The organism is Micromonospora sp. CNZ309 (genome assembly GCF_002846525.1).
Genome location: NZ_PJNG01000001.1, coordinates 1,481,020 through 1,507,407, shown reverse-complemented (window position 1 = coordinate 1,507,407; position 26,388 = coordinate 1,481,020). Strand labels below are relative to the sequence as shown.

General features: G+C 73.1%; 28 protein-coding genes. 17 read left to right on the top strand and 11 right to left on the bottom strand.

Annotated elements, in window-relative coordinates:
• Positions 1 to 7: 7 nt before the first annotated feature.
• Positions 8 to 1,423 (bottom strand): cytochrome ubiquinol oxidase subunit I, encoded by a 1,416-nt coding sequence (locus CLT72_RS06000; RefSeq protein ID WP_101409883.1) that lies wholly within the window; start codon positions 1,421 to 1,423, stop codon positions 8 to 10.
• Positions 1,424 to 1,622: 199 nt separating this feature from the next.
• On the opposite strand from CLT72_RS06000, the gene CLT72_RS05995 reads away from it, so the two are divergent.
• Genes CLT72_RS05995 through CLT72_RS05975 form a run of 5 tightly spaced genes read left to right on the top strand, consistent with a single transcriptional unit; the run spans position 1,623 to position 5,999 of the window.
• Entirely contained in the window at positions 1,623 to 2,396 is a 774-nt protein-coding gene (locus CLT72_RS05995) for a lysophospholipid acyltransferase family protein (protein ID WP_101409882.1), read from the top strand.
• A 41-nt stretch (positions 2,397 to 2,437) separates the two neighbouring features.
• On the top strand, positions 2,438 to 3,001 hold the full coding sequence (locus tag CLT72_RS05990; RefSeq protein ID WP_101409881.1) for a hypothetical protein: 564 nt from the start codon (positions 2,438 to 2,440) through the stop codon (positions 2,999 to 3,001).
• Positions 3,002 to 3,059: 58 nt separating this feature from the next.
• Complete coding sequence (locus CLT72_RS05985; protein WP_101409880.1) at positions 3,060 to 3,821, top strand: glycerophosphodiester phosphodiesterase family protein; 762 nt, start codon at positions 3,060 to 3,062, stop codon at positions 3,819 to 3,821.
• Between the two features lie 18 nt (positions 3,822 to 3,839).
• Positions 3,840 to 5,228 carry an MFS transporter gene (locus tag CLT72_RS05980; RefSeq protein ID WP_101409879.1) on the top strand — a complete coding sequence of 463 codons (1,389 nt, stop codon included), beginning with the start codon at positions 3,840 to 3,842 and terminating at the stop codon, positions 5,226 to 5,228.
• A 60-nt stretch (positions 5,229 to 5,288) separates the two neighbouring features.
• The gene (locus CLT72_RS05975) at positions 5,289 to 5,999 is read left to right on the top strand and encodes a thymidine kinase (RefSeq protein WP_101409878.1); all 711 of its coding nucleotides are present in this window, start codon (positions 5,289 to 5,291) and stop codon (positions 5,997 to 5,999) included.
• 3 nt (positions 6,000 to 6,002) lie between these two features.
• Here the strand turns inward: CLT72_RS05975 and CLT72_RS05970 are convergent, their stop codons facing one another.
• The 3 genes from CLT72_RS05970 to CLT72_RS05960 form a co-directional block, all read right to left on the bottom strand.
• Positions 6,003 to 6,461: an Rv0361 family membrane protein gene (locus CLT72_RS05970; RefSeq protein WP_101409877.1), complete on the bottom strand. Its 459-nt coding sequence runs from the start codon at positions 6,459 to 6,461 to the stop codon at positions 6,003 to 6,005.
• Positions 6,462 to 6,522: 61 nt separating this feature from the next.
• On the bottom strand, positions 6,523 to 7,170 hold the full coding sequence (locus tag CLT72_RS05965) for a response regulator (RefSeq protein WP_101409876.1): 648 nt from the start codon (positions 7,168 to 7,170) through the stop codon (positions 6,523 to 6,525).
• On the bottom strand, positions 7,167 to 8,123 hold the full coding sequence (locus CLT72_RS05960) for a HAMP domain-containing sensor histidine kinase (RefSeq protein WP_101409875.1): 957 nt from the start codon (positions 8,121 to 8,123) through the stop codon (positions 7,167 to 7,169). Before CLT72_RS05960 ends, CLT72_RS05965 begins: the two co-directional genes overlap by 4 nt.
• 313 nt (positions 8,124 to 8,436) lie before the next feature.
• Between CLT72_RS05960 and CLT72_RS05955 the strand changes: the two genes are divergently transcribed.
• The gene (locus CLT72_RS05955; RefSeq protein WP_158241975.1) at positions 8,437 to 8,922 is read left to right on the top strand and encodes a cation:proton antiporter regulatory subunit; all 486 of its coding nucleotides are present in this window, start codon (positions 8,437 to 8,439) and stop codon (positions 8,920 to 8,922) included.
• 31 nt (positions 8,923 to 8,953) lie between these two features.
• Here the strand turns inward: CLT72_RS05955 and CLT72_RS05950 are convergent, their stop codons facing one another.
• The 7 genes from CLT72_RS05950 to CLT72_RS05920 all read right to left on the bottom strand — a co-directional run bounded on the left by CLT72_RS05950 (position 8,954) and on the right by CLT72_RS05920 (position 15,342).
• Positions 8,954 to 9,952, bottom strand: a complete 999-nt coding sequence (locus CLT72_RS05950) for a tyrosine-type recombinase/integrase (RefSeq protein ID WP_101409873.1) — start codon at positions 9,950 to 9,952, stop codon at positions 8,954 to 8,956.
• 47 nt (positions 9,953 to 9,999) lie between these two features.
• Complete coding sequence (gene abc-f / locus CLT72_RS05945) at positions 10,000 to 11,637, bottom strand: ribosomal protection-like ABC-F family protein (RefSeq protein ID WP_101409872.1); 1,638 nt, start codon at positions 11,635 to 11,637, stop codon at positions 10,000 to 10,002.
• Between the two features lie 276 nt (positions 11,638 to 11,913).
• The gene (locus tag CLT72_RS05940) at positions 11,914 to 12,345 is read right to left on the bottom strand and encodes an Hsp20/alpha crystallin family protein (protein WP_101409871.1); all 432 of its coding nucleotides are present in this window, start codon (positions 12,343 to 12,345) and stop codon (positions 11,914 to 11,916) included.
• Between the two features lie 97 nt (positions 12,346 to 12,442).
• The gene (locus tag CLT72_RS05935; protein ID WP_250101061.1) at positions 12,443 to 12,904 is read right to left on the bottom strand and encodes a GNAT family N-acetyltransferase; all 462 of its coding nucleotides are present in this window, start codon (positions 12,902 to 12,904) and stop codon (positions 12,443 to 12,445) included.
• Between the two features lie 25 nt (positions 12,905 to 12,929).
• Positions 12,930 to 13,448 (bottom strand): DUF2087 domain-containing protein, encoded by a 519-nt coding sequence (locus CLT72_RS05930; RefSeq protein WP_101414967.1) that lies wholly within the window; start codon positions 13,446 to 13,448, stop codon positions 12,930 to 12,932.
• A gap of 62 nt (positions 13,449 to 13,510) precedes the next feature.
• On the bottom strand, positions 13,511 to 14,143 hold the full coding sequence (locus CLT72_RS05925) for a response regulator transcription factor (protein ID WP_101414965.1): 633 nt from the start codon (positions 14,141 to 14,143) through the stop codon (positions 13,511 to 13,513).
• Positions 14,140 to 15,342 carry a sensor histidine kinase gene (locus CLT72_RS05920; protein WP_101409870.1) on the bottom strand — a complete coding sequence of 401 codons (1,203 nt, stop codon included), beginning with the start codon at positions 15,340 to 15,342 and terminating at the stop codon, positions 14,140 to 14,142. Before CLT72_RS05920 ends, CLT72_RS05925 begins: the two co-directional genes overlap by 4 nt.
• A 252-nt stretch (positions 15,343 to 15,594) precedes the next feature.
• Here CLT72_RS05920 and CLT72_RS05915 point away from each other — a divergent pair, with 252 nt between their 5' ends.
• From CLT72_RS05915 to CLT72_RS32545, 11 genes are all read left to right on the top strand, one after another.
• Positions 15,595 to 16,593 carry an ABC transporter permease gene (locus CLT72_RS05915; protein ID WP_250101097.1) on the top strand — a complete coding sequence of 333 codons (999 nt, stop codon included), beginning with the start codon at positions 15,595 to 15,597 and terminating at the stop codon, positions 16,591 to 16,593.
• Entirely contained in the window at positions 16,590 to 17,270 is a 681-nt protein-coding gene (locus CLT72_RS05910; protein WP_101409868.1) for an ABC transporter ATP-binding protein, read from the top strand. Before CLT72_RS05915 ends, CLT72_RS05910 begins: the two co-directional genes overlap by 4 nt.
• Positions 17,271 to 17,359: 89 nt before the next feature.
• On the top strand, positions 17,360 to 18,820 hold the full coding sequence (locus tag CLT72_RS05905; protein WP_101409867.1) for a hypothetical protein: 1,461 nt from the start codon (positions 17,360 to 17,362) through the stop codon (positions 18,818 to 18,820).
• Between the two features lie 948 nt (positions 18,821 to 19,768).
• The gene (locus tag CLT72_RS05900; protein WP_350823338.1) at positions 19,769 to 20,170 is read left to right on the top strand and encodes a recombinase family protein; all 402 of its coding nucleotides are present in this window, start codon (positions 19,769 to 19,771) and stop codon (positions 20,168 to 20,170) included.
• Positions 20,170 to 21,738 carry a potassium transporter TrkG gene (locus CLT72_RS05895; protein ID WP_101409866.1) on the top strand — a complete coding sequence of 523 codons (1,569 nt, stop codon included), beginning with the start codon at positions 20,170 to 20,172 and terminating at the stop codon, positions 21,736 to 21,738. The genes CLT72_RS05900 and CLT72_RS05895 overlap by 1 nt, the downstream gene beginning before the upstream one ends.
• On the top strand, positions 21,731 to 22,399 hold the full coding sequence (locus CLT72_RS05890) for a potassium channel family protein (protein ID WP_199184491.1): 669 nt from the start codon (positions 21,731 to 21,733) through the stop codon (positions 22,397 to 22,399). The genes CLT72_RS05895 and CLT72_RS05890 overlap by 8 nt, the downstream gene beginning before the upstream one ends.
• 200 nt (positions 22,400 to 22,599) lie before the next feature.
• Entirely contained in the window at positions 22,600 to 22,821 is a 222-nt protein-coding gene (locus CLT72_RS05885; protein WP_350823341.1) for a hypothetical protein, read from the top strand.
• 141 nt (positions 22,822 to 22,962) lie between these two features.
• Positions 22,963 to 23,655 carry a class I SAM-dependent methyltransferase gene (locus CLT72_RS05880; RefSeq protein WP_101409865.1) on the top strand — a complete coding sequence of 231 codons (693 nt, stop codon included), beginning with the start codon at positions 22,963 to 22,965 and terminating at the stop codon, positions 23,653 to 23,655.
• A 192-nt stretch (positions 23,656 to 23,847) separates the two neighbouring features.
• Positions 23,848 to 25,047: an FAD-dependent oxidoreductase gene (locus tag CLT72_RS05875; RefSeq protein WP_101409864.1), complete on the top strand. Its 1,200-nt coding sequence runs from the start codon at positions 23,848 to 23,850 to the stop codon at positions 25,045 to 25,047.
• A gap of 130 nt (positions 25,048 to 25,177) precedes the next feature.
• The gene (locus tag CLT72_RS05870; protein WP_101409863.1) at positions 25,178 to 26,074 is read left to right on the top strand and encodes an RNA polymerase sigma-70 factor; all 897 of its coding nucleotides are present in this window, start codon (positions 25,178 to 25,180) and stop codon (positions 26,072 to 26,074) included.
• Positions 26,075 to 26,221: 147 nt separating this feature from the next.
• On the top strand, positions 26,222 to 26,386 hold the full coding sequence (locus CLT72_RS32545; RefSeq protein ID WP_358168012.1) for a zinc ribbon domain-containing protein: 165 nt from the start codon (positions 26,222 to 26,224) through the stop codon (positions 26,384 to 26,386).
• The last annotated feature ends 2 nt before the right edge of the window (positions 26,387 to 26,388 follow it).

The window sequence follows — 26,388 nt, the reverse complement described above, 5'->3', positions numbered from 1 at the left end:
CCGGTGTTCAGTAGGCGAACGCGAGCGGGCGCTCGGCGTCGTCGTGGGTGTCGTCGATGTCGGGGTCCGGGGTCAGGTCGGGTACGCCGGCCTTGGCGTAGCGCAGCAGCAGCTTGACCTCGACGACGGCGAGGGCGGCGTAGATGAGGGTGAAGGCGGTGAACGAGGTGAGCACCTCGGTCAGCGAGACGCTGCGGGACACGCCGTCGCGGGTGAGCATCTCGCCGAAGACGATCCATGGCTGGCGGCCCATCTCGGTGAAGATCCAGCCGAAGGAGTTCGCCGCCAGCGGCAGCAGGGGCATGACCAGGCCGGCGCGCAGCAGCCACTTGCTGGTGGGGGTGCGGCCCTTGCGTTGGCTCCAGAGCACCAGCAGGGCGATGGCGGCGGCGGCCATCCCGAAGCCGATCATGAAGCGGAAGCTCCAGTAGGTGACGGGGATGATCGGGGTGTAGCTGCCGGCGCCGTACTGGGCGGCGTACTGGGCCTGTAGGTCGTTGATGCCCTGCACGGTGCCGTTGGGGTCGCCGGTGCCGAGCCAGGACAGCAGGTGCGGGATCTTGAGGGCGAACAGTTCGCGGCTGCCGTCGAGGCTGCCGACGGTGAGTACGGAGAACGAGGCGGGGCTCTCGGTGGTGTAGAGGCCCTCGGCGGCGGCCATCTTCATGGGCTGGACCTCGGTCATGATCTTGCCCTGGATGTCGCCGGTGAAGGCGACGGCGGCGGCGGAGACCAGGGTGACCCAGGAGCCGAACTTCGCGGCGAAGCGGTAGGCGGGGGTGTCTGCGGAGTCGCGGTTGCGCACCAGGTGCCACATGGCGACGGCGACCAGCAGGGAGCCGGCCACCAGGAACGCGCCGGCGATGGTGTGCGGGAAGGTGATCATGGCGACCTTGTTGGTCAGCACGGCCACGAAGTCGGTGAGTTCGGCGCGGCCGGTCTCGGGGTTGATCCGGTAGCCGACCGGGTTCTGCATGAACGAGTTCGCCGCGAGGATGAAGTACGCGCTGAGGTTGGTGCCGATCGCGGCGGCCCAGATGCTGGCCAGGTGCAGCCGCTTGGGCAGCCGGTCCCAGCCGAAGATCCACAGGCCGATGAAGGTCGACTCCAGGAAGAACGCGACCAGCGCCTCGATCGCCAGTGGGGCGCCGAAGATGTCGCCGACGAAGCGGGAGTAGTCGCTCCAGTTCATGCCGAACTGGAACTCCTGCACGATGCCCGTCACCACGCCCATGGCGAAGTTGATCAGGAAGAGCTTGCCGTAGAACTTGGTGAGCTTCAGGTACTTCTCCTCGCCGGTGCGGTGCCACATCGTCTGGAGGATCGCCACCAGTACGGACAGGCCGATGGTCAGCGGCACGAAGAGAAAGTGGTAGACGGTGGTGACACCGAACTGCCAGCGGGCGACGTCCAACGCGTCCACCAGTAACCCCCAGGCTTTGCATACTACGAGACGTAGTAAATACTACTGCGCGTCGTAGAAAAAGCGGCAGGGGCGGGGGTCCCGAAGCGACCCGGGACCAATGACCCTGATCACCTCGGCCGTACGGCCCGCGCGGTGCGCATGCCGTACGCCACCCGCACCGCGCGGGCCGCCGGCCGCGTGCGACCATTGCGCGCTGATGGACACCACCCGCCCGACCTGGCAGCCGCCGCTGATCTGGCGTGCCGCGCAGCTGCTCGCCCGCGTCGTCGTCGCGCTCCTGGCCCGCCTCGAGGTCAGCGGCGACGTGCCCGAGGCGCTGCGCCGGGGTCCGCTGATCCTGGCCGCCAACCACATCAGCCCGTTCGACCCCGTCGTGCTCGCCGCCGCCTGCCGCGCCCGGGGGGTCTCCCCCCGGATCATGGCCACCGGCGGACTGTTCCGCACCCCCGTCATCGGCGCCGCGATGCGCCGCGCCGGGCACCTGCGGGTCGACCGGGGCACCGCCGCCGTCGGGCGCGCCCTCGACGACGCCTCGGCGGCGGTCTCCGGCGGCTCCGTGATCCTGGTCTACCCGGAGGGCCGCATCGGGCTGGACCCCGGCATGTGGCCCGAACGCGGCAAGACCGGCACCGCCCGCCTCGCCCTGGCCTGCGGCGCCCCGGTCATCCCCGTCGCCCAGTGGGGCTGCCACGAGGTGGTGCCCTACCGTGCGCCCAAGGGCCTGCTGGGGGGCATCGCCCGTGCCCTGGTGCGCCGTCCCGTGGTGCGGGTGCACTTCGGCGACCCGGTGGACCTCACCGACCTGACGCCGACAGCCCCGGGCGCCGCCCTGCGCGCCACCGACCGGATCATCGAGGCCATCACCGCATCGCTGGTGCCGTTGCGGCCCGACGAGCCCGACAGGCCCCGTCACGTCGACCCGGGCCGACCGGTCGACACCAGCCGCTCCCAGCGCCGTGGGAGAGCCTGATCCCCGGGCGTGGACACGATGGCGAAGGTGTCCGCCTGCGGGTGCCGCTGTTCGTCTCCGCCCTGCTCGTCCTCGCCTGCGCAGGCGGGTACGCCGTCCTGCGCTCGGCGTACCACGACGCGAAGGACCGCCGGGACCTCAGCGACCTGACCCGCTCCTCCCCCTGGCCTGCCGACAAGCTGCTGGTCCCCGACGACCTGCCCCGCTCCGGCGCCGTCGGCTGGCTGGACCGGCTCGGTCTCGACATCGCCTACGGCCTGCGCACCGGCGACGGCCGTGAGGTGCCCGTGGTGTGGCAGCAGCACCACCCGAACGCCGACGGGTCGCTGGCCGACGGGGTCGACTGCGGCGTCCGGACGATCCACGTCTGCACCGACGCCGGCGACGGTCTCACCCTCGTCGTGACCCGGGACACCGACAACAGCGACCCCGCCACCGCGCTGTACCTCTTCGCCGGTGACCAGGTGCTCAGCGTCAGCGTGCAGGGTCCGGATCCGGTGACCGCCGACGACCTGCGTGCTCCGCTCACCCGCACCCACCATCCCTCCGACGGCGAGCTGCTCGCCCTGCTGCGCCGGCCCGGCCACCGGACGGACTGGAGTTGACCCGGTCTGGCCGCCGGCCGGTCACGCGCCGGCCACCGCGTCCGGGCATACTCCCCGCGTGAACCACGCCTACCTGGACGGGCCCGCACCGCTGGCGTTCGCCCACCGTGGCGGCGCCGCCGAGGGCGACGAGAACACCGCGGCGGCGTTCGCCCGGGCGGTCGGGCTCGGCTACCGCTACGTCGAGACCGACGTGCACGGCACCGCCGACGGCGTCGCGGTGGTCTTCCACGACGCCACGCTGAGCCGGGTCACCGGCGAGGCGGGGCGCATCGCCGAGCTGCGCTGGGCCGACCTGGCCTCGGTACGCGTCGGCGGCGCCGCCGTGGTCCCCCGCCTCGACGAGGTCCTCGACGCCTGGCCGCAGGTGCGGTTCAACATCGACGTCAAGGCCGACGGCGGGGTGGAGTCGACCGTGTCCACCATCGCCCGCGCCAACGCCGGCGACCGGGTGCTGCTCGCCTCCTTCAGCGACGCGCGGCTGGCCCGGCTGCGCGCCCTGACGCAGGGCCGCGTCGCCAGCAGCCTCGGCATGCGCGGGGTGGCCCGGCTGCGGATGGCGTCGCTGACCGGCCGGCCGCTGCGCCTGCCCCCGTCGGTGGTCGCCGCGCAGGTGCCGGTGCGCTACGGGCGCCTGCCCGTGGTGGACCGCCGGTTCCTGCGTCACGCCCACCGACTCGGCCTGCACGTGCACGTCTGGACGATCGACGAACCTGCCGAGATGCACGAGTTACTTGATCTTGGGGTGGATGGCATCATGACCGATCACGTCGGCGTGCTGCGCGACGTCTACCGCAGCCGCGGCCACTGGGCCGCCTGACCCGTTCGAAGGACCCCGATGGCCGAGACCGTCACCCCCGCGGTGGACGACACCCCCGCCCCGACGAGCACCCGCCGCGAACGCAGCGGCTGGTACTTCTACGACTGGGCGATGTCCGCCTTCTCCACCACCGTGATCACCGTGTTCCTCGGCCCGTTCCTGACCACCGTCACGAAACTCGCCGCCGGCTGCGAACTCGGCGCCGACACCTGCAACGGCTACGTCCACCCGCTGGGCATCAAGGTCGCCGCCGGCTCGTACTTTCCGTACCTGGTGTCGCTGTCGGTGTTCCTCACCGTGTTCGCCCTGCCGGTCGTCGGCGCGATCGCCGACCGGTCGGCGCACAAGAAGCGACTGCTCGCCGCCGCCGCGTTCACCGGAGCCGCGGCGACCGTCGGCATGCTCTTCGTCACCGGCGACCGGTACCTGCTCGGCGGCGCGCTGTTCATGATCGCCAACATCGCCTTCGGCGCCGGCGTGGTGGTCTACAACTCCTTCCTGCCGCAGCTCGGCGGCCCCGACGACCGCGACGGCATCTCCAGCCGCGGCTGGGCGCTGGGCTACCTGGGCGGCGGCCTGCTGCTGGCGCTCAACCTCGTCGCGGTCAGCATGCTCGGCGAGGAGGGCAACCACCAGCGCACCCTCGACCTGGCCCGATGGTCGATCGTGTCCGCCGGGCTGTGGTGGGCGGTGTTCACCCTGATCCCGCTGCGCTGGCTGCGCGAGCACCCCACCGCCGCCGCGCTGGCCGGCGGCAATCCGGTCACCGACGGGTTCCGGCAGCTCGGCCGCACCCTGCGCGAGATCAAGGCGTACCCGCTGACGCTGTTCTTCCTGCTGGCGTTCCTGGTCTACAACGACGGCATCCAGACCGTCATCGCCCTGGCCAGCCAGTACGGCACCGAGGAGCTGAAGCTCGGGCAGAGCACCCTGATCGTCACCATCCTGCTGGTGCAGTTCCTCGCCTTCGGCGGCGCGCTGCTGCTCGGCGCCCTCGCCAAGCGCATCGGCGCCTGGAAGACCGTGCTGATCAGCCTGGTGCTGTGGACCGGGGTAATCCTCGGCGCGTTCCAGCTACCCGCCGAGGCGCCGCTGCCGTTCATGATCCTCGGTGCCGCCATCGGCCTGGTGCTCGGCGGCAGCCAGGCGTTGAGCCGGTCGCTGTTCAGCCAGCTCATCCCCGCCGGCAAGGAGGGCGAGTACTACGGCTTCTACGAGATCAGCGACAAGGGCACCAGCTGGCTCGGCCCGCTGGCGTTCGGCATCGTGTTCCAGCTCACCAACTCCTACCGGGTGGGCCTGGTGTCCCTGCTGATCTTCTTCGTCGTCGGGTTCCTGCTGCTGCTGGCCGTGCCGATGCGCCGGGCGATCCTCGCCGCCGGCAACACCCCGCCCCGGGTGCTCTGAGGCCCGCGCCCGTCCGCGCCGGCCGGATCGGGGGGCGTCGATCGGCTAGGCTGCCCGACCGTGACCGACCACGCCGCCGCCCCGACCTGCCTGGCGCGCCCGCCGCTGGGCCCCGACGACTCCCCCGCCGGGTGCGCCGCGGCGCGGGGCGTGGACGGGCGCCCGCTGCACGCCGCGGCGTTGAAGTTCTTCTGGGGGCCCATGGACTGCGGCAAGTCCACGATGGCGTTGCAGATGAACCACAACCACTCCCGGCAGGGCCGCCGCGGCCTCGTCACCACCCGCATCGACCGCTCGCTCGGCCCGCAGGTCACCACCCGCATCGGCCTGGCCCACGAGGCCGTCGAGGTCACCGACGAGCTGGACCTGCGTACGCTGGTGCGCGACACCTGGGCCGAGGGCGTACGCGTCGACTACCTGATCTGCGACGAGGCGTCGTTCTACAACCTGGAGCACATCGAGCAGATGGCCGAGCTGGTCGACAGCTACGACGTCGACGTGTACGCGTTCGGGCTGGCCACCGACTTCCGCTCGTGCCTGTTCCCCGCCGCTCAGCGGCTGTTCGAGCTCGCCGACGAGGTCGCCCGCATCCAGGTCGAGGTGCTCTGCTGGTGCGGCCGCGAAGGGCTGCTCAACGCCCGGGTGGTCGACGGCCGGGTGGTCCGTGAGGGCCTTCAGGTCGTCATCGGCGACACCGTGGACAGCGCCGAGGTGCGCTACCAGGTGCTCTGCCGCCGGCACTACCGCGCGGGCGAGCTCGGGCCCCGCTGACGCTCAGTACGGGTCGCCGCACACCCGCCAGTCGCCGTCCTCGCGTACGACCGACAGCTTGCGCTGCTCGGTGAGACCGCTGTCGCGGGTCAGGCGCACCGTCACCGTGCCGCGCGGGCGCCCACCGCGGGTCGCCACCGACACGTCGACGATCTCGTAGCCGTTGACCACCGGCGGCGTACGCAGCCAACTGGTGAACCCGATCGGGCTCCACCGGCTGCGCGCGTCGGCGCAGAGCCTGTCGTACGCGCCGTCGGTGTCGCCCGCCGCCACCGACCGCAGGAACCCGTCGGCGGTCTCCCGCACCGGGCCGCTGGCCTGCGTGACCACCTGCACGTTCCAGGCGCCCAGCCCCGCCACCCCGACGCAGCACAGCAGCACGGTCACGCCAGCGAACACCAACCCGGTACGCACCGGGCGACGCCGCCGGGCCGGCCGGTTCCACGGCTGCTCAGCGCCCACCCGTCGACCGTAGAGAACCGGTGGCCCCGCCCGCAGGAAAGTCGGCCCGCTCGCCGCCCGGTCACGCCTCGATGAGCCCGGCCCGGATGGCGTAGCGGGTCAGCTCCAGCCGGTCGCGGAGGCCGAGCTTCTGCAACAGGTTGGCCCGGTGCCGTTCGACGGTCTTGACGCTGATGAACAGCAGGCGGGCGATCTCCTTGGAGGAGTGCCCCTCGGCGACGAGCTTGAGGATCTCCTCCTCGCGTTCGGTGATGGTCCTGGCCGGCAGGCTCTCGCCCCGGGCGCTGCGCTCCAGGTAGGTGCGGATGAGGGCGTTGATCGCACCGGGATACAGGAACGGCTCGTCGCGTACGGCGGCGCGGCACGCCTCCACCAGGTCGCGGTCGGCCACGGACTTGAGCACGTAGCCGTTCGCGCCGACCTTGAGGGCCTCGAAGAAGTACTGCTCGTTGTCGTACATCGTCAGGATGAGGATGCGCAGGCCCGGCTGCTGCCGCGACAGCTCCCGGGCGGCCTGCAGACCGGTCAGCCGGGGCATGGCGATGTCGAGGATCGCCAGGTCGGGCCGCTCGCTGCGGGCCAGGGCGATGGCCTCCGCGCCGTCGCCGGCCTCGGCCACGACCGTCAGGTCCGGCTCGCTGTCGAGGATGAGGCGTACGCCCCGACGCACCAGGGCGTGGTCGTCGGCGAGCAGGATGCGGGTGGTCACGACCGCTGCTCCCGGCCGCCGAGGGGCACCCGCAGCCGCACCTCGGTGCCGCCGTCGGGGCCGGGCGCCACGCTGAGCAGGGCGCCGATGAGCAGGGCGCGCTCGCGCATGCCCCGTACGCCGGCACCCTCGGCGGCGTCGCCGACGCCCCGGCCGTCGTCGCGGATGCGCAGCTGCACGTGGCCCGGCTGACGGGCCAGCGACAGCTCGACGGTGGTGGCCCGGGCGTGGCGCACGGTGTTGGTCAGGGCCTCCTGCGCCACCCGGTAGATCACCAGCTCGGCCTCGCCGTCGAGGGCCGGCAGGTCCGCGTCGAGGTGCTGGCGCACGGACAGGTCCGTGTGGCCGGTGACCTCCGTGACGAGGGCCTTCAGGGCACTGGTCAGGCCGAGTTCCTCCAGTACGCCGGGGCGTAGCCGGCGCGCGATGCGGCGGATCTCGTCGAGGCTGTCGCGGGTGGTCTCCTGCACCTGGGCGAGCTGGGCGCGGACCTCCTCGGGCGCGTGCCGGGCGACCTGCTTGAGTTCGAGCAGGACCGCGGTCAGCGTCTGACCGACCTCGTCGTGCAGTTCCTGGGCGACGCGGCGGCGCTCCGCCTCCTGGGCGGACAGGGCGCTGGCGGCGCTGGCGGCCCGCTCCGCCTCCAACCGGTCGATCATCGCGTTGAAGGCACGGATCAGGTCCGCGATGCCGGCCTGCCCGGCCGGCACCGGGCGGGGCTCGGGCTGAAGCAGGTCGAGCGTGGTCATGGCCCGGGTCAGCCGGTGCAGCGGCGCGAGGCCGACGCGCAGCAGCGCGGCGTTGGCCACCAGCATCGCGGCCAGGCCCACGGTCAGGACCACCGCCTCGGTGAGCAGGACGGGGGTGGACACCGTGACCGGGCCGAGCAGCAGCAACGTGGCGGCGACGAGCACGGCGGCGTTGAGCAGGAAGATCCGCCAGAACAGCGACACGGCGGCTCCTCTCCTCGCGGCCCGTTCCTGACGCCGAGCGGCGTCGGCGGTTTCCCGCGCCTCGTCACGCCACCCACCGGCCCGCCCCGCGGCGGTGATCACCCTCATCATCCTCAGCATGTCGGCCGGGGCGCGTGCGGTAAATGCGTGCTCGCACCCATTATCCGTCGCGCCACCGCCGGCAGGACCGCCGGCCGGGGTTCGCCAGCACGGCAAATGAGTGTCAGCCCCGATGTCGACCCCGCCCGGCGGCGATGACCATGAACGTGAGCCCGGGGCCCGGAGCAGCCCCGGGCTCCACAGGAGGACAGAGATGCAGATAGAACGAGTGCCGCTGCCCGGCATCGGCGTCGGCTACACCGTGCACACCGAGGAAGGTCAGGTGCTGGGGATCGTCTGCCACCGTGGCGGCCGACGCGACGTCGTCGTCTACGCGCCCGGCGACCCGGACACCGTGGAACGGTCCGTGACGCTGAGTCCGGCGGAGGCGCAGGAGGTGGCCGAGCTGCTGCACCCGATCGCCACCGTCGATCACGTCACCCACCTGGAGCGGCACCGGGAGGCGATCAGCGTCGCCGAGCTGCCCGTCACGGCCGCGTCGCCCTACGACGGGCGGACCCTGGCCGAGGCCGTCGCGCGTACCCACGGGGTCAGCGTCATCGCCGTCGTGCGCGACGGGCGGACGATCACCGCTCCGGGGCTCGGGCACGTCCTCGTCCACGGCGACGTCCTGGTCGTCGCCGGGGCCCAGCCGAGCATCGGCGCGCTGAGCCGCGCGCTGGTCCACGCCGAACGGTAGGCCGCGAGCAACCGACGCGGGACCGGCCGCCTCAGCCGCGGCGGCGGGCCCGGGCCGCCCAGATGGCGTACGCGGGGTCGCGGTCGAGGTTGTGCCGGTCGCGGTCGTAGCGGCGGGTGGTGCGCGGGTCGGCGTGGCCCATCGCGTCCTGCACGTCCTCCAGGGGCACCCCCTCGGCGCGGGCGGTGGTGGCGAACGCGTGCCGCAGCGAGTGCGGCGACAGCCTCGCCCACGCCGCGATGCCGGCCGAGCGGGCCAGCCGGCGCACCAGCCGGAACATGGCGTGCCGGTCCAGCCGGGCTCCGCTGGCGGTGACCAGCAGTGGACCCGTCAGCTCGTGCACCGCCACGCCCTGCGCGGCGGCCCGCTGGGCCAGGTAGGCGTCGAGGGCGTACGCGGTGCCGGGGGTCAGGGCGCGCCGGCGCAACTTGCCGCCCTTGCCGACGAACCGCACGCTGCGGTGGCCCCGCTCCGCGCCGAGGTCGGCCAGGTCGAGCGAGACCAGCTCGCCGACCCGCAGCCCGAGGTCGGCCAGCAACGCGACCGCGGCCCGGTTGCGGGCGGCGGTCGGCCCGGTGTCGGCCTCGGCGGCGGCGAGCAGCGCGTCGACCTCCTCGGGGGTGAGGCCGACCGTCGCGGAGTGGTCCCGGTCGATGCGGGGGCGGTCGGCCCCGGCGACCGGGTTGGCCTCGACGGCGCGCAGCTTGACCAGGAAGTCGTACCAGCTCGACAGGGCCGAGAGCCGGCGGGCGACGGTGGCCGGGGTCAGCGGCTTGCCGGTACGCGCGGCGAGGGTGGCCTCCAGGGCCCGGGCGTACTCGTTGACGTGCAGGAAGTTCGCGTGCAGCGGGTCCAGCTCGCGGGCCGCGCACCAGGCGAGCCAGCCGGCGACGTCGCGCCGGTACGCGTCGCGGGTGTGCTCGGACAGCCGCCGGTTGCGCAGCCACGCCTCGGTGAAGTCGACGGGTCCCCCGGGCAGGGCCAGCGGGGTGGGCCGGCTTGGCCGCGCCGGAGCGTTCGGGGAGAACATGTGAAAAAGGTTCTCAGCTTCGGGTCGGGAACGGGAGGAGGCGCGCCCTACGCGATCGTAGCCACCGCCGGTTGCTCGACGAGGCGCCGGCCGGTCAGCCGCCACCGCCGGTCGACCCCGACCGCCTCGGCGAACCAGGCGTCGTGGCTGACCATCACCAGGGTGCCCCGGAACTGCCGCAGCGCCTCCTCCACGACGTCGAGGGCGTCGAAGTCGAGGTAGTTCGTCGGCTCGTCGAGCAGCAGCACCTCGGCCGGGCTGTTCACCAGCACCGCGAGCAGCAGTCGACGCAGCTCACCGGCGGAGAGCACCCGCAGCGGCGCGTCCCACTGCTCCGGGCCGAACAGGTGGGCGTCGAGCAGCCGTTCGGCGTCGTCGACGTACACCGGCACCCGGGAGCGGAAGAAGTCGCGCACGCTCACGTCGGTGCGCAGCGCGTCGTGGGTCTGCGGCAGCACGGCGACCGCTCCGGCGGCGACGACCTCGCCCCCGGCGGGGTGGTCCTCGCCCGCGAGGACCCGCAGCAGGCTGGTCTTTCCGGTGCCGTTCGCGCCGGTGAGCAGGATCCGCTCGCCCGCGCGGACGCTCACATCGACGCGGTCGAGCAGCACCCGGTCGGCCACGCGCAGCGTGAGGCCCCGCGAGCGCAGCACCTCGCGCCCGCCGGTGGACTCCTGCGGAAACGCCAGCGTCAGCGGCGGGCGGGTGCGGGGCTCGGCGAGCCAGCGGATCGAGTCCATCTGCCGGCGCAGCCGCCGCTCGCGGGCCTTGGCCTTCTTCGCCACCTTCTTGGCGTAGCGGCGCTGCTGGTCGGCGCCGAGGCCGCTGCGCACGGACTCCTCGACCCCGCGGGCCTGTTGTTTGGTGCGGTCGATGTCGGCCAGCCAGCGCCGGTGGTCCTTCTGCTGGGCCTCGTAGTCCAGCAGTAGCCGCTGCCAGCGGCGGGTCTTCTCCGCCCGGTAGTCGGTGTAGCCGCCGGTGTAGGTCTGCGGCGTCTCGTGGATGCCGTCCAGTTCGACGATTCGGGTCACCGTACGGTCCAGCAACGCCCGGTCGTGGCTGACGAGCAGCACCGCGCCGGGAAAGGCCGCCAGCCAGTCGCCGAGCCAGCCGATGCCGTCGGCGTCGAGGTGGTTGGTCGGCTCGTCGAGCACCAGCAGGTCCGGGGCGTGCAGCAGCACCCGGGCGAGGGTGAGCCGGGCCTGCTCGCCCCCGCTGATGCGGCGCAGCGGGGTGTCGTCGTGCAGGTGGTCGATGTCGAGTCGCTGGCGGACCTCCGTCAGCCGGGCCTGCGCCCGCCAGCCGTCGAGTGTCGCCCACCGCTCCTGCGCGTCGCCGTACGCGGCGAGCACCGTGTCGTCGCCGTCGGCCATCCGCCGTTCCAGCTCACGCAGCCGCGCGGCCAGCGGATGCAGCTCGCCGAGACCGGCGCCGAGGAACTGCCCGACGGTGGCGTCCGGATCCGGCACCTGCTGGGCGAAGTAGCCGACCCGTAGGCCGGGGGCCAGGGCCACGTGCCCGCCGGACGGCGGCTCCTCGCCGATGAGCACCCGCAACAGGGTGGACTTGCCCACCCCGTTCGGGCCCACGAGACCGACCCGGTCGCCGGCGTTGAGGACCAGCTCGACGTCGGTGAACAGCGGCTCGGTGTCGTAGTGCTTGCTGACGGACACGACCTTCAACATGGGTGATCCTCCGCGGGACGACGGGCGGGGCCGTCGACGCCCGGGTGGGCGCACGGCCGGGGCCGGCGGCGGCGGGGCGCTGCCCTGCCGCGTCCTGCGGGATCACATCGTCGGTCGGCTCCTGGTGGCTCGGCTGCACGGATCGTCGTCGAGTCTGGCACGGGCCCCGGACGCCCGCCATCGGTTTACCGCCGCCGCGCACTCGTCGCCCGCCGCAGCGGAAACACGACGGGGGCGGGCAGCCACACCGGCCGTCCCGCCCCTTGTCCGCCAAGATCAGGCGTTGATCTCCTTGCGACCGTTGCCGTTGGCCGTGGCCGTCACGGTCACTCGGCGGGGCTTCGCCCGCTCCGCGACGGGGATCCGCAGGGTCAGCACACCGTTGTCGTAGCCGGCCTCCAGCTTGTCGGTGTCGAGGGTGTCGCCGAGGAACAGCCGTCGGGTGAAGGTGCCCATCGGGCGTTCGGCGGCGACGAGCTCGACGTTCTCGCCGGACGTCCGGCGACGCTCGGCGCGTACGGTCAGCACGTTGCGCTCGACGGTGCAGTCGATGCTGTCCGGGTCGACGCCGGGCAGGTCGAACGCCGCGTAGAACCAGTCGCCGTCGCGGTAGGCGTCCAGGGGCATGACCGCGGGGCGCGCGGCGGTGCCGAAGAACTGCTCGGTGATCCGGTCGATCTCACGGAACGGGTCGGTACGCATCAGCATGGTCCTGCCTCCTCGGTTCTCCTGGCCGAAGGTCCGTCTAGTTGAGTCGAGTCGACTCAACTTCCTCTTCAGTATTTAGCGCGTCACGGCCGTGTCGTCAACTCAGCACCTTCTCGAACCAGTGCTCGGCGTAGACGCCGTCGTTGTACGCCGGGATCTCCCGGTAGCCGTGCCGGGCGTACAGGGCGCGGGCCTCCACCAGGTCACCCCGGGTGTCCAGGCGGATCCGGTCGGCCCCGGTGGCCCGGGCCCGCGACGCCACGGCGGCGAGCAGGGCCGCACCGCCCCCGTGACGGCGGTGCGCGGGCCGCACGTACACCCGGGTCAGCTCCGCCCAGCCCGGCCGGAACCGCAGCCCGGCGCAGCCGGCGGGAGCGCCGTCGCGGTACGCGACGAGCAGGATCCCCGTGGGTGCGGCCAGGTCGTCGCTCGGGTCCTCGGCCATCGCCGCGGCGACCTCGCCCGGCCTGGCCGCACGGCCGTGGTAGCGGCGGACCATCTCCTCGAAGTACGCCTCGAGCAGGGCCCTGGCCTCGGGCCGGTCGGGACGCGTCGGCACCGACGCCCAGTCTGTCGCGGTCACCTCAACCGCCGATGCGCCAGTAGACGCCCCGCTCCCGGGCCAGCAACTGCTCGTCGATCAGGTACCGGCGCAGCGTCACGTGGTCGGAGCCGCCGCCCTCGCACCAGCGCCGCAGCACCTCGTCCACCTCGCGCTCCGGGTAGCGCACCCCCGGCTCGAAGGACCCCGCCAGGTGCGCCAGCACCACCCGCCGCCGGCCGCGCTGCGCCGGCAGACCGGTCAGCGTGTCGCCGCGCACGAAGGTGCGCAGCACCCGGTCCGTGGGATCGTCGGCCGGTCGGGCCGCCGACGGCGTACGGGCCGCCTCCCGCAGCCGGTCGGCGTCCACCCGCAGATCGCCGTCGCCGCCGGTCACCAGGCCCGCGTGGACGAGCCGACGGATCGCGGTGAGCACCTGCCGCGCCGGCAGACCCGTCCGGTCGACCACCGCCGGGGCGTCGGCGCCGCCCAACACGATCGCCGCGAACACCCGTCGCCGTACGTCGTCGGCGAGTGCCCCCGCCAGCGCCTGCGCTGTCATGCCGGCCACCCTGCCAGCCGGCGTACGCGCACCGCACGTCATTTCCGCCCGCGCGGGCCCGGTCACCGACGGATCAACCCACGGGCCCGGGCGACGGCGACGGCGGCGGTACGCGAGTCGACGCCCAGCTTGCCGTAGACGTGCACCAGGTGCGTCTTGACCGTGGCCTGGCTCAGGTGCAGCCGCCGGCTGATCTGCTGGTTGGACAGGCCGTCGGCGACGAGTTCCAGCACCTCCGTCTCGCGGCGGCTCAACGCGGTGCCCGGGGCACGCACCCGACCCATCAGGCGACGGGCGACGGCAGGGGCGAGGGCGGAACGGCCGGCGGCGGCGGCGCGCACGGCCGCGGCGAGTTCCTCGGGCGGGGCGTCCTTGAGCAGGTAACCGATCGCACCTGCCTCCACGGCGGCGAGGATGTCGGCATCGGTGTCGTAGGTGGTCAGCACCAGCACGACAGGGCCGCCGGGGCGGGCGGTGATGGCGGCGGTCGCCTCCGCACCGTCCATCCCCGCGCCGAAGCGCAGGTCCATGAGCACCACGTCGACCCGCTCCCCCTCGGCGAGCGCGACGGCCCGCTGTGCGGTCGCGGCCTCGGCGACCACCTCGAAGTCCGGCTCGGTGGCCAGGACGGCGCGCAGCCCGGCCCGCACGACCGGATGGTCGTCGGCCAGCAACAGGCGGATCCGAGCGCTCACGAGCCCGCCGCCCCGGTGCCCGGACGCGCGAGGCCGACGGCCAGCCGGGCGCCGCACCCGGGCGCCGACTCCACGACCAGACTGCCGCCCAGTTCCTCGGCCCGGGCCCGCATCGCGGCCAGCCCGAACCCGCCGTCGCCGCCCGGCCGGTGGACGGCCGCGCCCACGTCGAAGCCGCACCCGTCGTCGACCACGTCGAGGACGACGTCGCGCCCGCCGTAGCGCAGCGTCACGTCGGCGCGCCCCGCCCCGGCATGGCGCACGGTGTTGGCCAACGCGGACTGCGCGATCCGCAGCAGCGCCACCTCGTGGCTGGTCGGCAGGCGCACCGGCGTCCCGTCGACACGCAGACGTACGGCCAGCCCGGACGCGGCGGCGGTCGCGTCGCACAGCCGCCGCAGCGCCGCCGGCAGCGAAGCGCCGTCGAGGCCCGGCGGGGCCAGGGCGCGTACGAAGCGGCGCGCCTCGACCAGGTTGTCCTGCGCCGTGCGGCGGGCCTGCTCGACGTGGCCCGCCGCCACGTCGAGCCGGTCGGGGAACCCGCGCTGGGCGGCACGCAGCAGCAGCTGGATGCTCGACAACCCCTGGGCGAGGGTGTCGTGGATCTCGCGGGCCAGGCGTTCCCGCTCGGCGAGGACCCCGGCGGCGTGCTCGGCGGCGGCCAGCTCGGCGCGGGTGGCCCTCAGCTGCTCGATCAGCCGCCGGCGGCGCTCGCTCTCCCGGTACAACGCCTGGTAGCCGAGGACCGTGCCCACCGACACCGCGGCGCCGATGGCCGGACCGATCACCGCGCCCGGCGTGAGCGCCCCCTGGTGGCCGGCGACACCGGCGACCGCCGCCACGGTCGTCGCCGCCACCGCCACGATCCCCCCGCGCACGGGCAGCAGGTGCAGGTGCAGCAGGAACAGCGGAAACGCGAACCACACCCCGTCCGGGGTCAGGGCCAGCAGCGCCAGCCACCCGCCGGTCAGCACCGCCAGCCAGGCCAGCGCGGCAGGCCGGGACCGGCGCACCAGCGGCAGCGCCACCCCGACGGCGTAGGCGACGGCCAGCGCCACGGCTGCGGCGAGCACGGCGGCACGCCGCGGGCCCGGCCCGGTGACGGCCCGCACGGCGGCCACCGCGAGCAGGAGCCCGACCAGCAGGTGCAGGCAGACGCGCAGCACCCGCAGCGGCCGAGCGAGCGATTCCGGGTTCACGATGCCTCCAGGCTAGGACGCCGACGGCCGCCGCCATCAACCAAAAGGTTGATCCCGACGTACGCAGTTCGACGCCCCGAACCCGATCGGCGGCGCGATGGCGTCGGCCGCCATCCGGACGACGGTTGGTGCCGGGCCGCCACCGCGGCTTCAGGCACCTACCGGAAGGCTGATGCGATCGTGTTCGTCGCGTGGAGAGATCTACGGTTCGCCAAGGGCCGCTTCGCCCTCATGGGAACGGTCGTGACGCTGATGACGCTGCTGGTGGTCCTGCTGTCCGGGCTGACCGCCGGCCTGGGACGCGGCAGCACCTCGGCGATCACCGACCTGCCCGCCGACCACCTGGTGTTCTCCGCCCCGGCCGACGGGCAGAAGCTCTCGTTCACGGAGTCCACCGTCAGCCGCGAGCAGTGGCGGCGCTGGCAGGACGTGCCGGGGGTGAGCGCCGCCGCGCCCCTCGGCATCGCCACCACCCGCGTCGACGCGGGCGAACGCAGCGCCGCGCTGTCCGTGTTCGGCGTCCCGCCCGGCTCGGGCCTGGCACCCGCCAGCCTCGCCACCGGACGGGCCGTGCTGTCGCGCGGCGCGGCCGACGCGCTGCACGCCCGCCCCGGACAGATCGTGTCCGTCGGCGCGCACCGGCTGACCGTCGCCGCGGTGGCCGGCGACGCCTCCCACAGTCACACCCCGGTGATCTGGACCGAACTGCACGACTGGCAGGCCCTGGCGCCCGGCGCCGACGGCGACGCCGCGACGGTCGTCGCGCTGCGCACCACCCGCGACGCCGACCTGACCGCCGCCGACCGAGAGCTGCACACCCGTACGGTCACCCGCACGCAGGCGCTGTCCGCGATCGGCTCCTACACCGCCGAGAACGGGTCGCTGCAACTGATGCGCGGGATGCTGTTCGGGATCTCCGCCCTGGTCGTCGGCGCGTTCTTCACCGTGTGGACCATCCAGCGTGCCCCCGACGTCGCCGTACTGAAGGCGCTCGGCGCCACCACCGGACACCTGCTGCGCGACGCCCTCGGGCAGGCCCTGGTGCTGCTGCTCGCCGGCACCGCCGCCGGCACCGCGCTCGCGGTCGCGCTCGGCGCCGCGGCGGCCGGCACGGTGCCGTTCGCGCTCACCGCCGGATCGGTGCTGTTCCCGGCCGCCGTGACGATCGCGCTCGGCGCGGCCGGCGCCGCCCTGTCCATCCGCCGCATCACCTCCGTCGACCCACTGATCGCCCTGGGGAGCGCCCGATGAGCCTCGCACTCGCCGACGTCACGCTGACCTACCCCGACGGCGACGCCCGGCTGACCGCGCTCGACCGGGTCAGCCTGCGTGTACCGGCCGGCACCACCACCGCCGTCATCGGCCCCTCCGGCTCCGGCAAGTCGAGCCTGCTGGCGGTGGCCGCCACCCTGATCACCCCCGACTCGGGAACGGTGCTCGTCGCCGGCACCGACACCGCGGGGCTCGGCCGCGCGGGCACGACCGCGCTGCGGCGGGAGAAGATCGGAATCGTCTTCCAGCAACCCAACCTCATCGCCTCGCTGACCGCCGCCGAACAGTTGCAGGTGATCGCCCACCTCGCCGGCGGTTCCCGCCGCGCCGGCCGCGCCCGCGCCGCCGAGCTGCTGGCGGCGGTGGGGCTCACCAGCCAGGCCGACCGTCGCCCGCACCAGCTCTCCGGCGGGCAGCGCCAGCGGGTCAACATCGCCCGCGCCCTCATGAACGATCCCGCGGTGCTGCTGGTCGACGAACCCACCAGCGCGCTGGACCACGAGCGCGGCGCGGCGATCGTCGAGCTGGTCACCGACCTCACCCGCCAGCGCGGCACCGCCACCGTCCTGGTCACCCACGACCGAGAGCACCTGCACCGCGTCGACGCGGTCGCCGAGATGATCGACGGCCGGCTGCGCCTGCCGGCCCCGGCCTGACCGCCCGGGCGGTGCCCGCCCCGCTGCACGGCGCCGCCCGGTGCGGCAGAGTGACACCGACGGCCGGCGAGCGAGGAAGGGCGGTTGGCGTGGAGGGTCCGACCGGGGTGGTGTTCCCGAAGACCGACGCGGGACGCAGTACGTCCGCGCTCGGCCGGGCGGTCGTCGCCGACGCCCTGCGTGCCGTCGACCCGGTCGGCGCGCGCTCGGCGGAACACGAGACGAACTGGCGCCACGGCTACCTCGGGCACTTCCGACGGCTCGTCGAAGCCGGGCTGCTCTCCCGCGACGCCGCGGTGACGATCGCCCGCGACGGGCTCGCCGCACTGCACCGCCGGATGAGCGTGGTGCACGCCGACGGCACCGAGACCGGCCTCGGCGAGGTGTTCGACACGCCCACCGGGACCGGGCCGCTGCACACGGCCACCGTCGCCGGCACCGGTGAGGTCGAGCGCGAGTTGTCCCTGCCGTACCGGGGCCAACGGCTGCGCGGCGCCGACCTGCGCCGCCGGCTCGACGCGTGGGTGGACGCCGGCGTCATCGAACCGTCCTGCGCCGAAGCGGTACGCGCCGTCATGGCCAACCCGGACTGGCTCGACCTGCGCGACCAGCGCGTCGTGGTGCTCGGCGCCGGCGCCGAGATGGGCCCGCTGCCGTCCCTGCTGCGCTGGGGCGGCGACGTCGTCGCGGTCGACCTGCCGCGCCCGGACATCTGGCGGCGCCTGCTGCACACGACGCGCCGCTGCGGCGGCCGACTCCACCTGCCCGTCCCCGCCGGCACCGACCCCGACGACGGCAGACTGACCGAGCACGCCGGCGCCGACCTGCTGCACCACCTCCCGCAGGTCACCGACTGGCTGCTCGGCCTCGACGGCCGGCTCGTGCTGGGCAACTACGTCTACGCCGACGGCGCGACCAACGTCCGCCTCGCCACGGCGCTCGACGCCCTCACCCTGCGGCTACAGCAGCGCCGCGACGACGTGGCGCTCGCGTTCCTGGCCACCCCCACCGACGTCTTCGCCGTCCCCGGCGACGCCGTGCGCCACGCCGAACGCGGCTACGCGGCGCGCGGCGTCGTCCGCCGGTCGCTGCGGGTCGCCTCCGGCGGCAGGCTCCTGCACCGCAACTACCCGCCGGGCGCCGACCCCGGGATCAACGACAGCCTCGTGCCCCAGCAGGGCCCCAACTACGCGCTGGCGAAACGCCTTCAGCGGTGGCGGGCCACGGTGGCCCGGGACGCGGGGGCGACCGTGTCGTTCACCGTCGCCCCGCCCACCCGCACCCGCTCGGTGCTGCGCAACCGCGCGCTGGCCGCCGCGTACGCCGGAGCACACCGCTTCGGCATCGAGGTGTTCGACCCGGCGACCAGCAACACGCTGATGGCCGCGCTGCTGGTGCACCACCTGCGTACGGGCGGCCCGGCGATGGCGCATCCCTGGCAGGACGAGGCGTACGGCGCCGCGCACGGCGGACTGTGGCGGGTGCCGTACGCCCCGCGCAGCGCCCTGGGCCTCGCCGTCCTGCTCGGGCTCGGCGGCGCGCGCACCTGAGCGTCGCCGAGGGGGCGGCGTGTTCGAGCGCGTACCCGTCCCGCCGGATCACGCTTCCGTCGCAGGTCTCGATTCCCGCTACGCCGAGGCGAAACGGTTCGGAGTCCGGTGTCCCGTCACGTCGTTGCCGGCCCCTGGACCTGACCTTCAGTTCGCTCTCATGTCTCCCGCAGATGTGGCGCACCGGTAGTCCTGAGCCTGACGCCGCGCGTCGTACTCCTCCGGTCTGATCCGGTAGAGGGACCCCCGGGGTGTCGGCTCGGACCTGGTCCGGTCTGGCCCTGCGGTTCTTGTGGTTGTCGGTGCTGGCGTACTCGCGGCACGAGGCGCACCTGACAACACTGCTCCATCTTGGGGGTTACACAAGAACAGTCATTATGATGTACGGGCGATTCGCCCCTTTCGTCCGCGCCAATTACTGGATTGTTGTTACCGGTAATCCGATAATAGGTCGGGAGGGCGCCCGCCTCGTTCGGGTGCGCTGAGCCAGCCCTCCCTCGCCGTCTGGTGCCGGCCGGGCGAGTGGAAGGCGTTCGTCCATCCGGTCGGCGGCTCCGGTGAGACGATCGAGAGTTCAAGAAGTGGTACGGAGCCTCGACTGCGCCGGGACTGCCCATGTAGGGGTGTTTGGTAAGAACCGCGACACCAGGGGCCAGATAGTTGATCTTCACGGGCCGCCCGGGGCGGTCGGCGGTCGTTGAGCTGGCGTCCCGCTAGGGGATCGTTCACCGGGCGCCGGTGCTGACTGGATGTGGGGTGCGGCGAGCTGCCGGTCTGCTGTCCCGTAGGACCTGCCCGATGGCGTGCCCGGTGAGGGGGAGTTGAAGGGTACAGTCGCGCGGTGAGCGGTTTGTTGATCGGCTGCGCGCGGGGGTCGACGGATGAGCAGGACCTGACATCGCAGTTGGACGCGCTGCGCGCGATGGGGTGGGCGCGGACCGGATCTACGTGGACGCGCACACGATCGTGCAGGAACTGACTCGTGCTGAGGTGAAACTCAACCTCGGCGGTCCGGTGCATGACCCGACCGACCCGGTGGGCAGGTTGCTGTTCACGGCGCTGGCGATGGTGGCCGAGTTCAAGGCGGACCTGGCGCGGTTGCGCACCCGCGAGGGGATGAAGGTGGCCAAGGCCAAGGGCCGCCTGCGGGGCAAGCAACCTAAGTTGAACCCGAGGCAGGAGGCTCACCTGGTGGCGTTGCACGCCGCGGGGAAAGCACAGCGGCGCCGAGTTGGCGGAGCTGTCCGGTGTGGTTCGGTCGACGGTGTACCGGGCGGTCCAGCGAGCGGCGTCCGCGTGACAGGGCTGGCCCGCGGCAGCGGCATCCCGCCGGGGCGGATCATGGCGTGATGGATTCGACCTGGGCGCAGCTGGCGGTGGGGCTGCTCGCGGTCGTGGCGGTCTTCGTCGCGGTGGGGCTGGGCGTGGCGCTGTTGGCCTGGTCTCCTCTGACCGGCGGTGATCCGAAGGCGGACGGCTGGTGGCGGCTGGCGGGGCGGCGCCTGCGCGACGGTGTGCGCCGGCTGGCCGCCCTCGCGGTGACCGGGGCCCGTCGGGTTCGCGTGCCGACGGCGGCGACCGCGTGGTTGTTCGATGCGGTGCGGCACCCGGCTCGGCTGGTGGTGCTGGGCTTCGCAGCGGCGGTGCTGGCTGGTTCAGCGTTGTTGCTGCTGCCGGTCGCCACCGAGAGCGGCCGCAGCGCCCCGCTGATGACGGCGGTGTTCACCGCGACGTCGGCGGTGTGCGTGACCGGGTTGGTGATCGAGGACACCGGCACCTTCTGGTCCGGGTTCGGCGAGGCGGTGATCCTGGTCCTGATCCAGATCGGCGGGTTCGGGATCATGACCCTTGCTTCGGTGCTCGGCCTGCTGGTGGCCCGCCGGCTGAGGATACGGCTGCAACTCGGCACCCAGGCCGAGACGAAGGCGCTGGGCGTGGGTGAGGTCCGCCGGGTCGTGCTGGGCGTCGTGCGGGTGAGCCTGATCGTGGAGGCGGGCGTGGCAGCGATGCTGGCCTGGCGGTTCGCCGAGGGCTACGACCACACCACGGGCCGGGCGATCTACCTGGGGGTGTTCCACGCGGTCTCGGCGTTCAACAACGCCGGCTTCGGCCTGTACTCGGACAGTCTCATGCAGTTCGTCGGCGACCCGCTGATCTGCCTGCCCATCGCCGCCGCGGTGATCCTCGGCGGGCTCGGGTTTCCGGTGCTGTTCGAGCTGCGTCGGGGGCTGCGCACGCCGCGCCGCTGGTCGATCCACACCAAGATTACCGTAGGGATGACGGTCGTGCTGCTCGCCGGTGGCTGGGTGACGATCAGCGTCGCGGAGTGGTCGAATCCCGGCACGCTCGGTGGTCTCGGGCCGGGCGGGAAACTGCTCGCCGGCTTCTTCGCCGCGGTGATGCCGCGCACGGCCGGGTTCAACAGCCTCAACGTAGCCGAGTTCAGCGACGTCACCCTGCTCGTGAACGACGTGCTGATGTTCATCGGCGGGGGCAGCGCCGGCACCGCCGGCGGCATCAAGGTGACCACGTTCGCGCTGCTGGGCTTCGTCATCCTCGCCGAGATCCGCGGCGAGCCCAGCGTCCACGCCCTCGGCCGCCGGCTGCCCACCGGGGTGCAGCGCCAGGCGTTGACCATCGCGCTGCTCAGCGTCGCCGCCGTCGCCGCGTCCACCGTCGCCCTGCTGGCGCTGACCCCGTTCCGGCTCGATCAGGTGCTGTTCGAGGTGACCTCGGCGTTCGCCACGGTCGGACTGTCCACCGGCATCACCGCGCAGGTCGGCACCGCCGGGCATGTCATCCTGACGCTGCTGATGTTCATCGGCCGCCTGGGGCCGATCACCGCCGCGACCGCGCTGGCGCTGCGTGAGCGGACCCGGCGCTACGAACTACCCGAGGAGCGACCGATCGTTGGCTAGGAAACCCGCCACCAGTAACCGTATCGCCGTGCTCGGCCTCGGCCGCTTCGGCGGTTCCATGGCACTCGAGCTGATCCGCCAGGGCTGGGAGGTCATCGGCGTCGACGCCGACCCCACGGTGGTGCAGACCTACGCCGATCAGCTGACCCACACCGCCGTCGCGAACACCACCGACGAGGTCGCGCTGCGGCAGCTCGGCGTGCACGAGATGGCCCACGCCGTGGTGGGCATCGGCACCGACCTCGAAGCCGGCATCCTCACCACCGGCCTGCTGGCCGACCTCGGCGTACCGAACATCTGGGCCAAGGCCGTCAACCGCCAGCACGCCCGCATCCTGGAACGCGTCGGCGCCCACCATGTCGTGCTGCCCGAGCACGAGATGGGCGAACGCGTCGCCCATCTCGTCACCGGGCACATCCTCAACTTCATCGAGTTCGAGGACGACTACGCCATCGCCAAGACCCGCGCCCCCGAGGAGACATTCGACAAGACCCTCGCCGACGCCGCCCTACGCTCGAAACACGGCATCACCGTGGTGTCGATCAAGCGGCCAGGTGAGGGTTTCACCTACGCCACCGCCGCCACCGTCGTCTACGCCGGCGACATCCTCATCGTCGCCGGCAAGACCCGCCAGGTCGAAGCGTTCGCCAACCTCAGCTGACCATCGCTGGGATAGGCCGCGCTGCACGCGACGATGCCGTATCGACTGTGACCGCCGTCAGTCGAGCGGTTCCAGATCCTCGTCCTCGCCGTCGAGGTCTTCGGCGTTGAGCGCCAAAGCCTCACGCAGCCAAACCCAATCATTCCGACGCCTGACACACCTCCAACAGCCCTCACGCCCAGATCATCTTTTGGCCCCTGGTGTCGCGATTCTTACCAACACCCGACGAGGGCGGCCCCACCCTGGGCGGCCATCGCGACTGGATCCAGGACGCCGGGCACGTCGACTGCCCCGCCTGCCGGCAGCCGATGGACCATCTCGGCCCGGTCGGCGGGGCCGACGTGGACTTCGGTGAGGGCGCCTACTACCTGCACCTGCACGCGCCCTGCGGCTTCGCGGCGGTGAACCACCAGCAGAGCTGACCGCTGCGGCCCCCGAGCAGAAACCGTGGCCGCTTCGCGATCCCGACGCCGGCGCGGGATGACCGGCGGCCCACGTCGTTGAGGCGCCAGGTGACCCGATCCGCCTTGCGGCCCGCGCCACCGTCCGGTCAAGCTTCGCGGATGCCCGCAGCCCACGCGTACCACGGCCAGGCCGGTGACGTCTTCGCGGCGCACGCCGCCGACGGTCCGCACAATGCCTATACGGACCGACCGGCCATGCTCACGCTCGCCGGCGACGTCGCCGGTCTCCGGATCCTGGACGCCGGCTGCGGCGGCGGCCACCATGCAGCCGAGCTGGTCGGCCGGGGAGCCAAGGTGGTGGCGGTGGACGGCAGCGCGACGCTCGTCCGGCACGCCCGGACCCTGCTCGACGATCGCGCCGAAGTCCGGCAGCACGACCTGGACACTGCGCTGGAGTTCGCGGCCGACGCGTCGTTCGACGGGGTCGTCTGCGCGCTGGTGCTGCACCACCTCACCGACCGGGCCCGATTCCTCGGCGAGGTACGGCGAGTGCTGCGGCCGGGCGGCTGGTTCCTGCTGTCGACGACCCACCCGACGTCGGACTGGAGGTACTTCGGCGGATCGTACTTCGACGAGAGCTGGGTCGGGTTCCCCGTCGCCGACGGGACCACCATGCGTTTCCAGCGGATGACCCTTGAGACTCTGGTGACCGAGGTGCTCGACGCCGGGTTCGTGCTGGAGCGGCTGGTCGAGCCGAGGGCGGTCGAGACGCTGCGCGCCATCAACCCGGAGCGCTACGAGCGCCTGACCGAGCGCCCGAGCTTCGTAGCCCTACGCCTGCGCCGCCCCTGACGACGCTGCTGCGACTCGTCCGCCGACACGTGCTCGCTGCAGTCGTCCGGGCATGAGCCGGCGACGGTACGCAACCGTCCTCATCCCCGTCCCCGCCCGGCTGCGGTTGCTGCGTGACCCGCCTCACTCGTGTCACAACGCCCGGTCGTCCGGTGTCTTGAGGTCGAAGGCCCCGCGAGCGGAGGAGACACCATGACCGGGAACACCGAAGTCGTCGTGATCGGCGGCGGATACGCCGGCGTCATGGCGGCCAATCGCCTGACGCAGCGCGCCGACGTGCGCGTGACCCTGATCAACCCGCGCCCCACCTTCGTCAATCGGGTCCGCCTGCACCAACTGGTGGGCGGGTCCGACGACGCGGTCGTCGACTACACCGACGTCCTGGCCGAACGCGTACGGCTGGTCGTCGACACCGCGACCCGGATCGACGCCGCCGAGCGCCACGTGCGGCTAGCGACCGGCGGCACGCTCGGCTACGACTACCTGATCTACGCCGTGGGCAGCGGCAGCGCCGACCCGGACGTACCCGGAGCCGCCGAGTTCGCGTACCCGATCGCGAGCCTGGAGGACGCGCGGCGGGTGCGGCCTGTCCTCGACGCCGCCCCCGACTCGGCCCCCGTCACCGTGGTCGGCGCGGGCCCGTCGGGCATCGAGACCGCCGCCGAGCTGGCGGAGACGGGCCGCGCCGTGACCCTGGTCTGCGGCGGGGTGCTCGGCCCGTACCTGCATCCTCGTGGCCGACGCGCGGTCGCCCGCTGGCTGGCGAAGCTCGGCGTCACCGTGCTCAAAGGCCCCGACGCGACGGTGACGGCGGTGGCCCGCGACGCCGTGCGGCTCGGTGCCGGCCGCGAGCTGCCCAGCGCGGTCACCATCTGGACAGTCGGATTCGGCGTGCCGGACCTGGCCGGCCACAGCGGGCTGAGCACCGACGCCCTGGGTCGCCTGCGCACCGACGAGACACTGACCAGCGTGGACGACGCGCGCATCGTCGCGGCCGGAGACTCGGCGGCACCGTCGGATCTGCCGTTCCGGATGGGCTGCCAGTCGGCGATGCAGCTCGGGCCGCAGGCCGCCGAGACGGTGCTCAGCCGGATCGCGGGCCGGCAACCCGCGCCGGTCGCGGTGGGCTTCGCCGGCCAGTGCATCAGCCTGGGGCGGCGCGCCGCCGTCTTCCAGTTCGCCCGCCGCAACGACACCGCCGTGCGGTTCCACCTCGGCGGCCGGCCGGGTGCGAGGCTCAAGGAACTCGTGTGCAGGAGCATCGTCTGGCAGCTGTCGTACGAGGCGCGCAAGCCCGGCGCGCGCGCCTGGTGGATCAGCGACGGCACGCGCCAGCAACTGCTCCAAGCCAAGCGGAGCGAGGCGCCGACCACCGCAGGCCAGCCGGTCTGAGCCGGCATCGGTGGTCCGGCCCGGCCCGCTCGTGCGGCGGCGCATCCACAACGGGGGGAGCCGCCGCACGAGGGCGGTCGTCGGCGGAGCGCCCGGCCAGGCCGGCCGGGAAGGAAGGAGGGAACCGGACATGAGCGAGGACGCCACCGATACGGCGACCGCGGCTTTCGTCGCCTACCGCAACCTGCTCTTCACCGTCGCGTACGAGATGCTCGGATCGGCGGCCGACGCCGAGGACGTGCTCCAGGAGACGTGGCTGCGGTGGAGCAGGGTCGACGTGGGACGGATCCACGACCAGCGCGCCTACCTGGTCCGGATCACGACCCGGCAGTCGCTCAACCGGCTGCGCACGATGAAGCGCCGCAAGGAGGCGTACGTCGGTCCGTGGCTGCCCGAGCCGCTGATCACCGCGCCCGACGTGGCCGAGGACGTCGAACTCGCCGAGAGCGTGTCGATGGCGCTGATGATCGTCCTCGAGCGGCTCTCACCGACCGAACGCGCCGTCTTCGTGCTGCGCGAGGCCTTCGAGGTCAGCTACGACGAGATCGCGGCCGCCGTCGGCAAGAGCCCGGCGGCCGTACGCCAGATCGCGCACCGCGCCCGCCGGCACGTCGACGCGTGCCGCCCCCGCGCGGTGGTCTCCCCCAGCGAGGCCCGCGCAGCCCTGGAGGCGTTCCGACGCGCGCTCGAGACCCGCAACGTGGGCGACCTGCTGGCCGTCCTCGCCCCGCAGGTCGTCCTGGTGGGCGACGGCGGGGGCATCAGGCAGGCGGCGCTGCGGCCGATCGTCACCGCCGACAAGGTGGCCCGCTTCATCGTCGGCGGCCTCGGCAGGACCGACGGTGTCCTCACCGGCGACCTGACCGTGGTCAACGGCAGCCCGGCACTGCTGGTACGCCTGAACGGCGAGATCGACGGCGTCATGGCGATCCGCGTCGAGGCCACCGGCATCACGGGCCTGTACTACGTCCGCAACCCGGAGAAGCTGACCCGCCTCGGCGCCGAGACGCCGCTGACCCTGCGTTGAACGCCGGCGGCGCGACACCTCGGACGGTCAGGTGCCGCGCTGGTCGGGCGAGCCGTCGGGCCCGGCCGACGGCGAAGCGGCGCGGAGAAGTCGGCGATCGGCTGGTCCCTACCGGCCTTTGTGGACGCTCGGGTCACCCTTCGGCCGATGGCCGCCGCGCCGCGGGCGCGTAACGTACGGTGTCGAAGCGGTGACCCCGGACCAGTCAGCGTCGATAGGAGCACCATGATCGCGGAGACGGTGGAATGCGCCTACTGCGGACAGCCAAAGTCGGATCGGGTGCGCAAGTGCCCACACTGCGGCAACGGCTGACG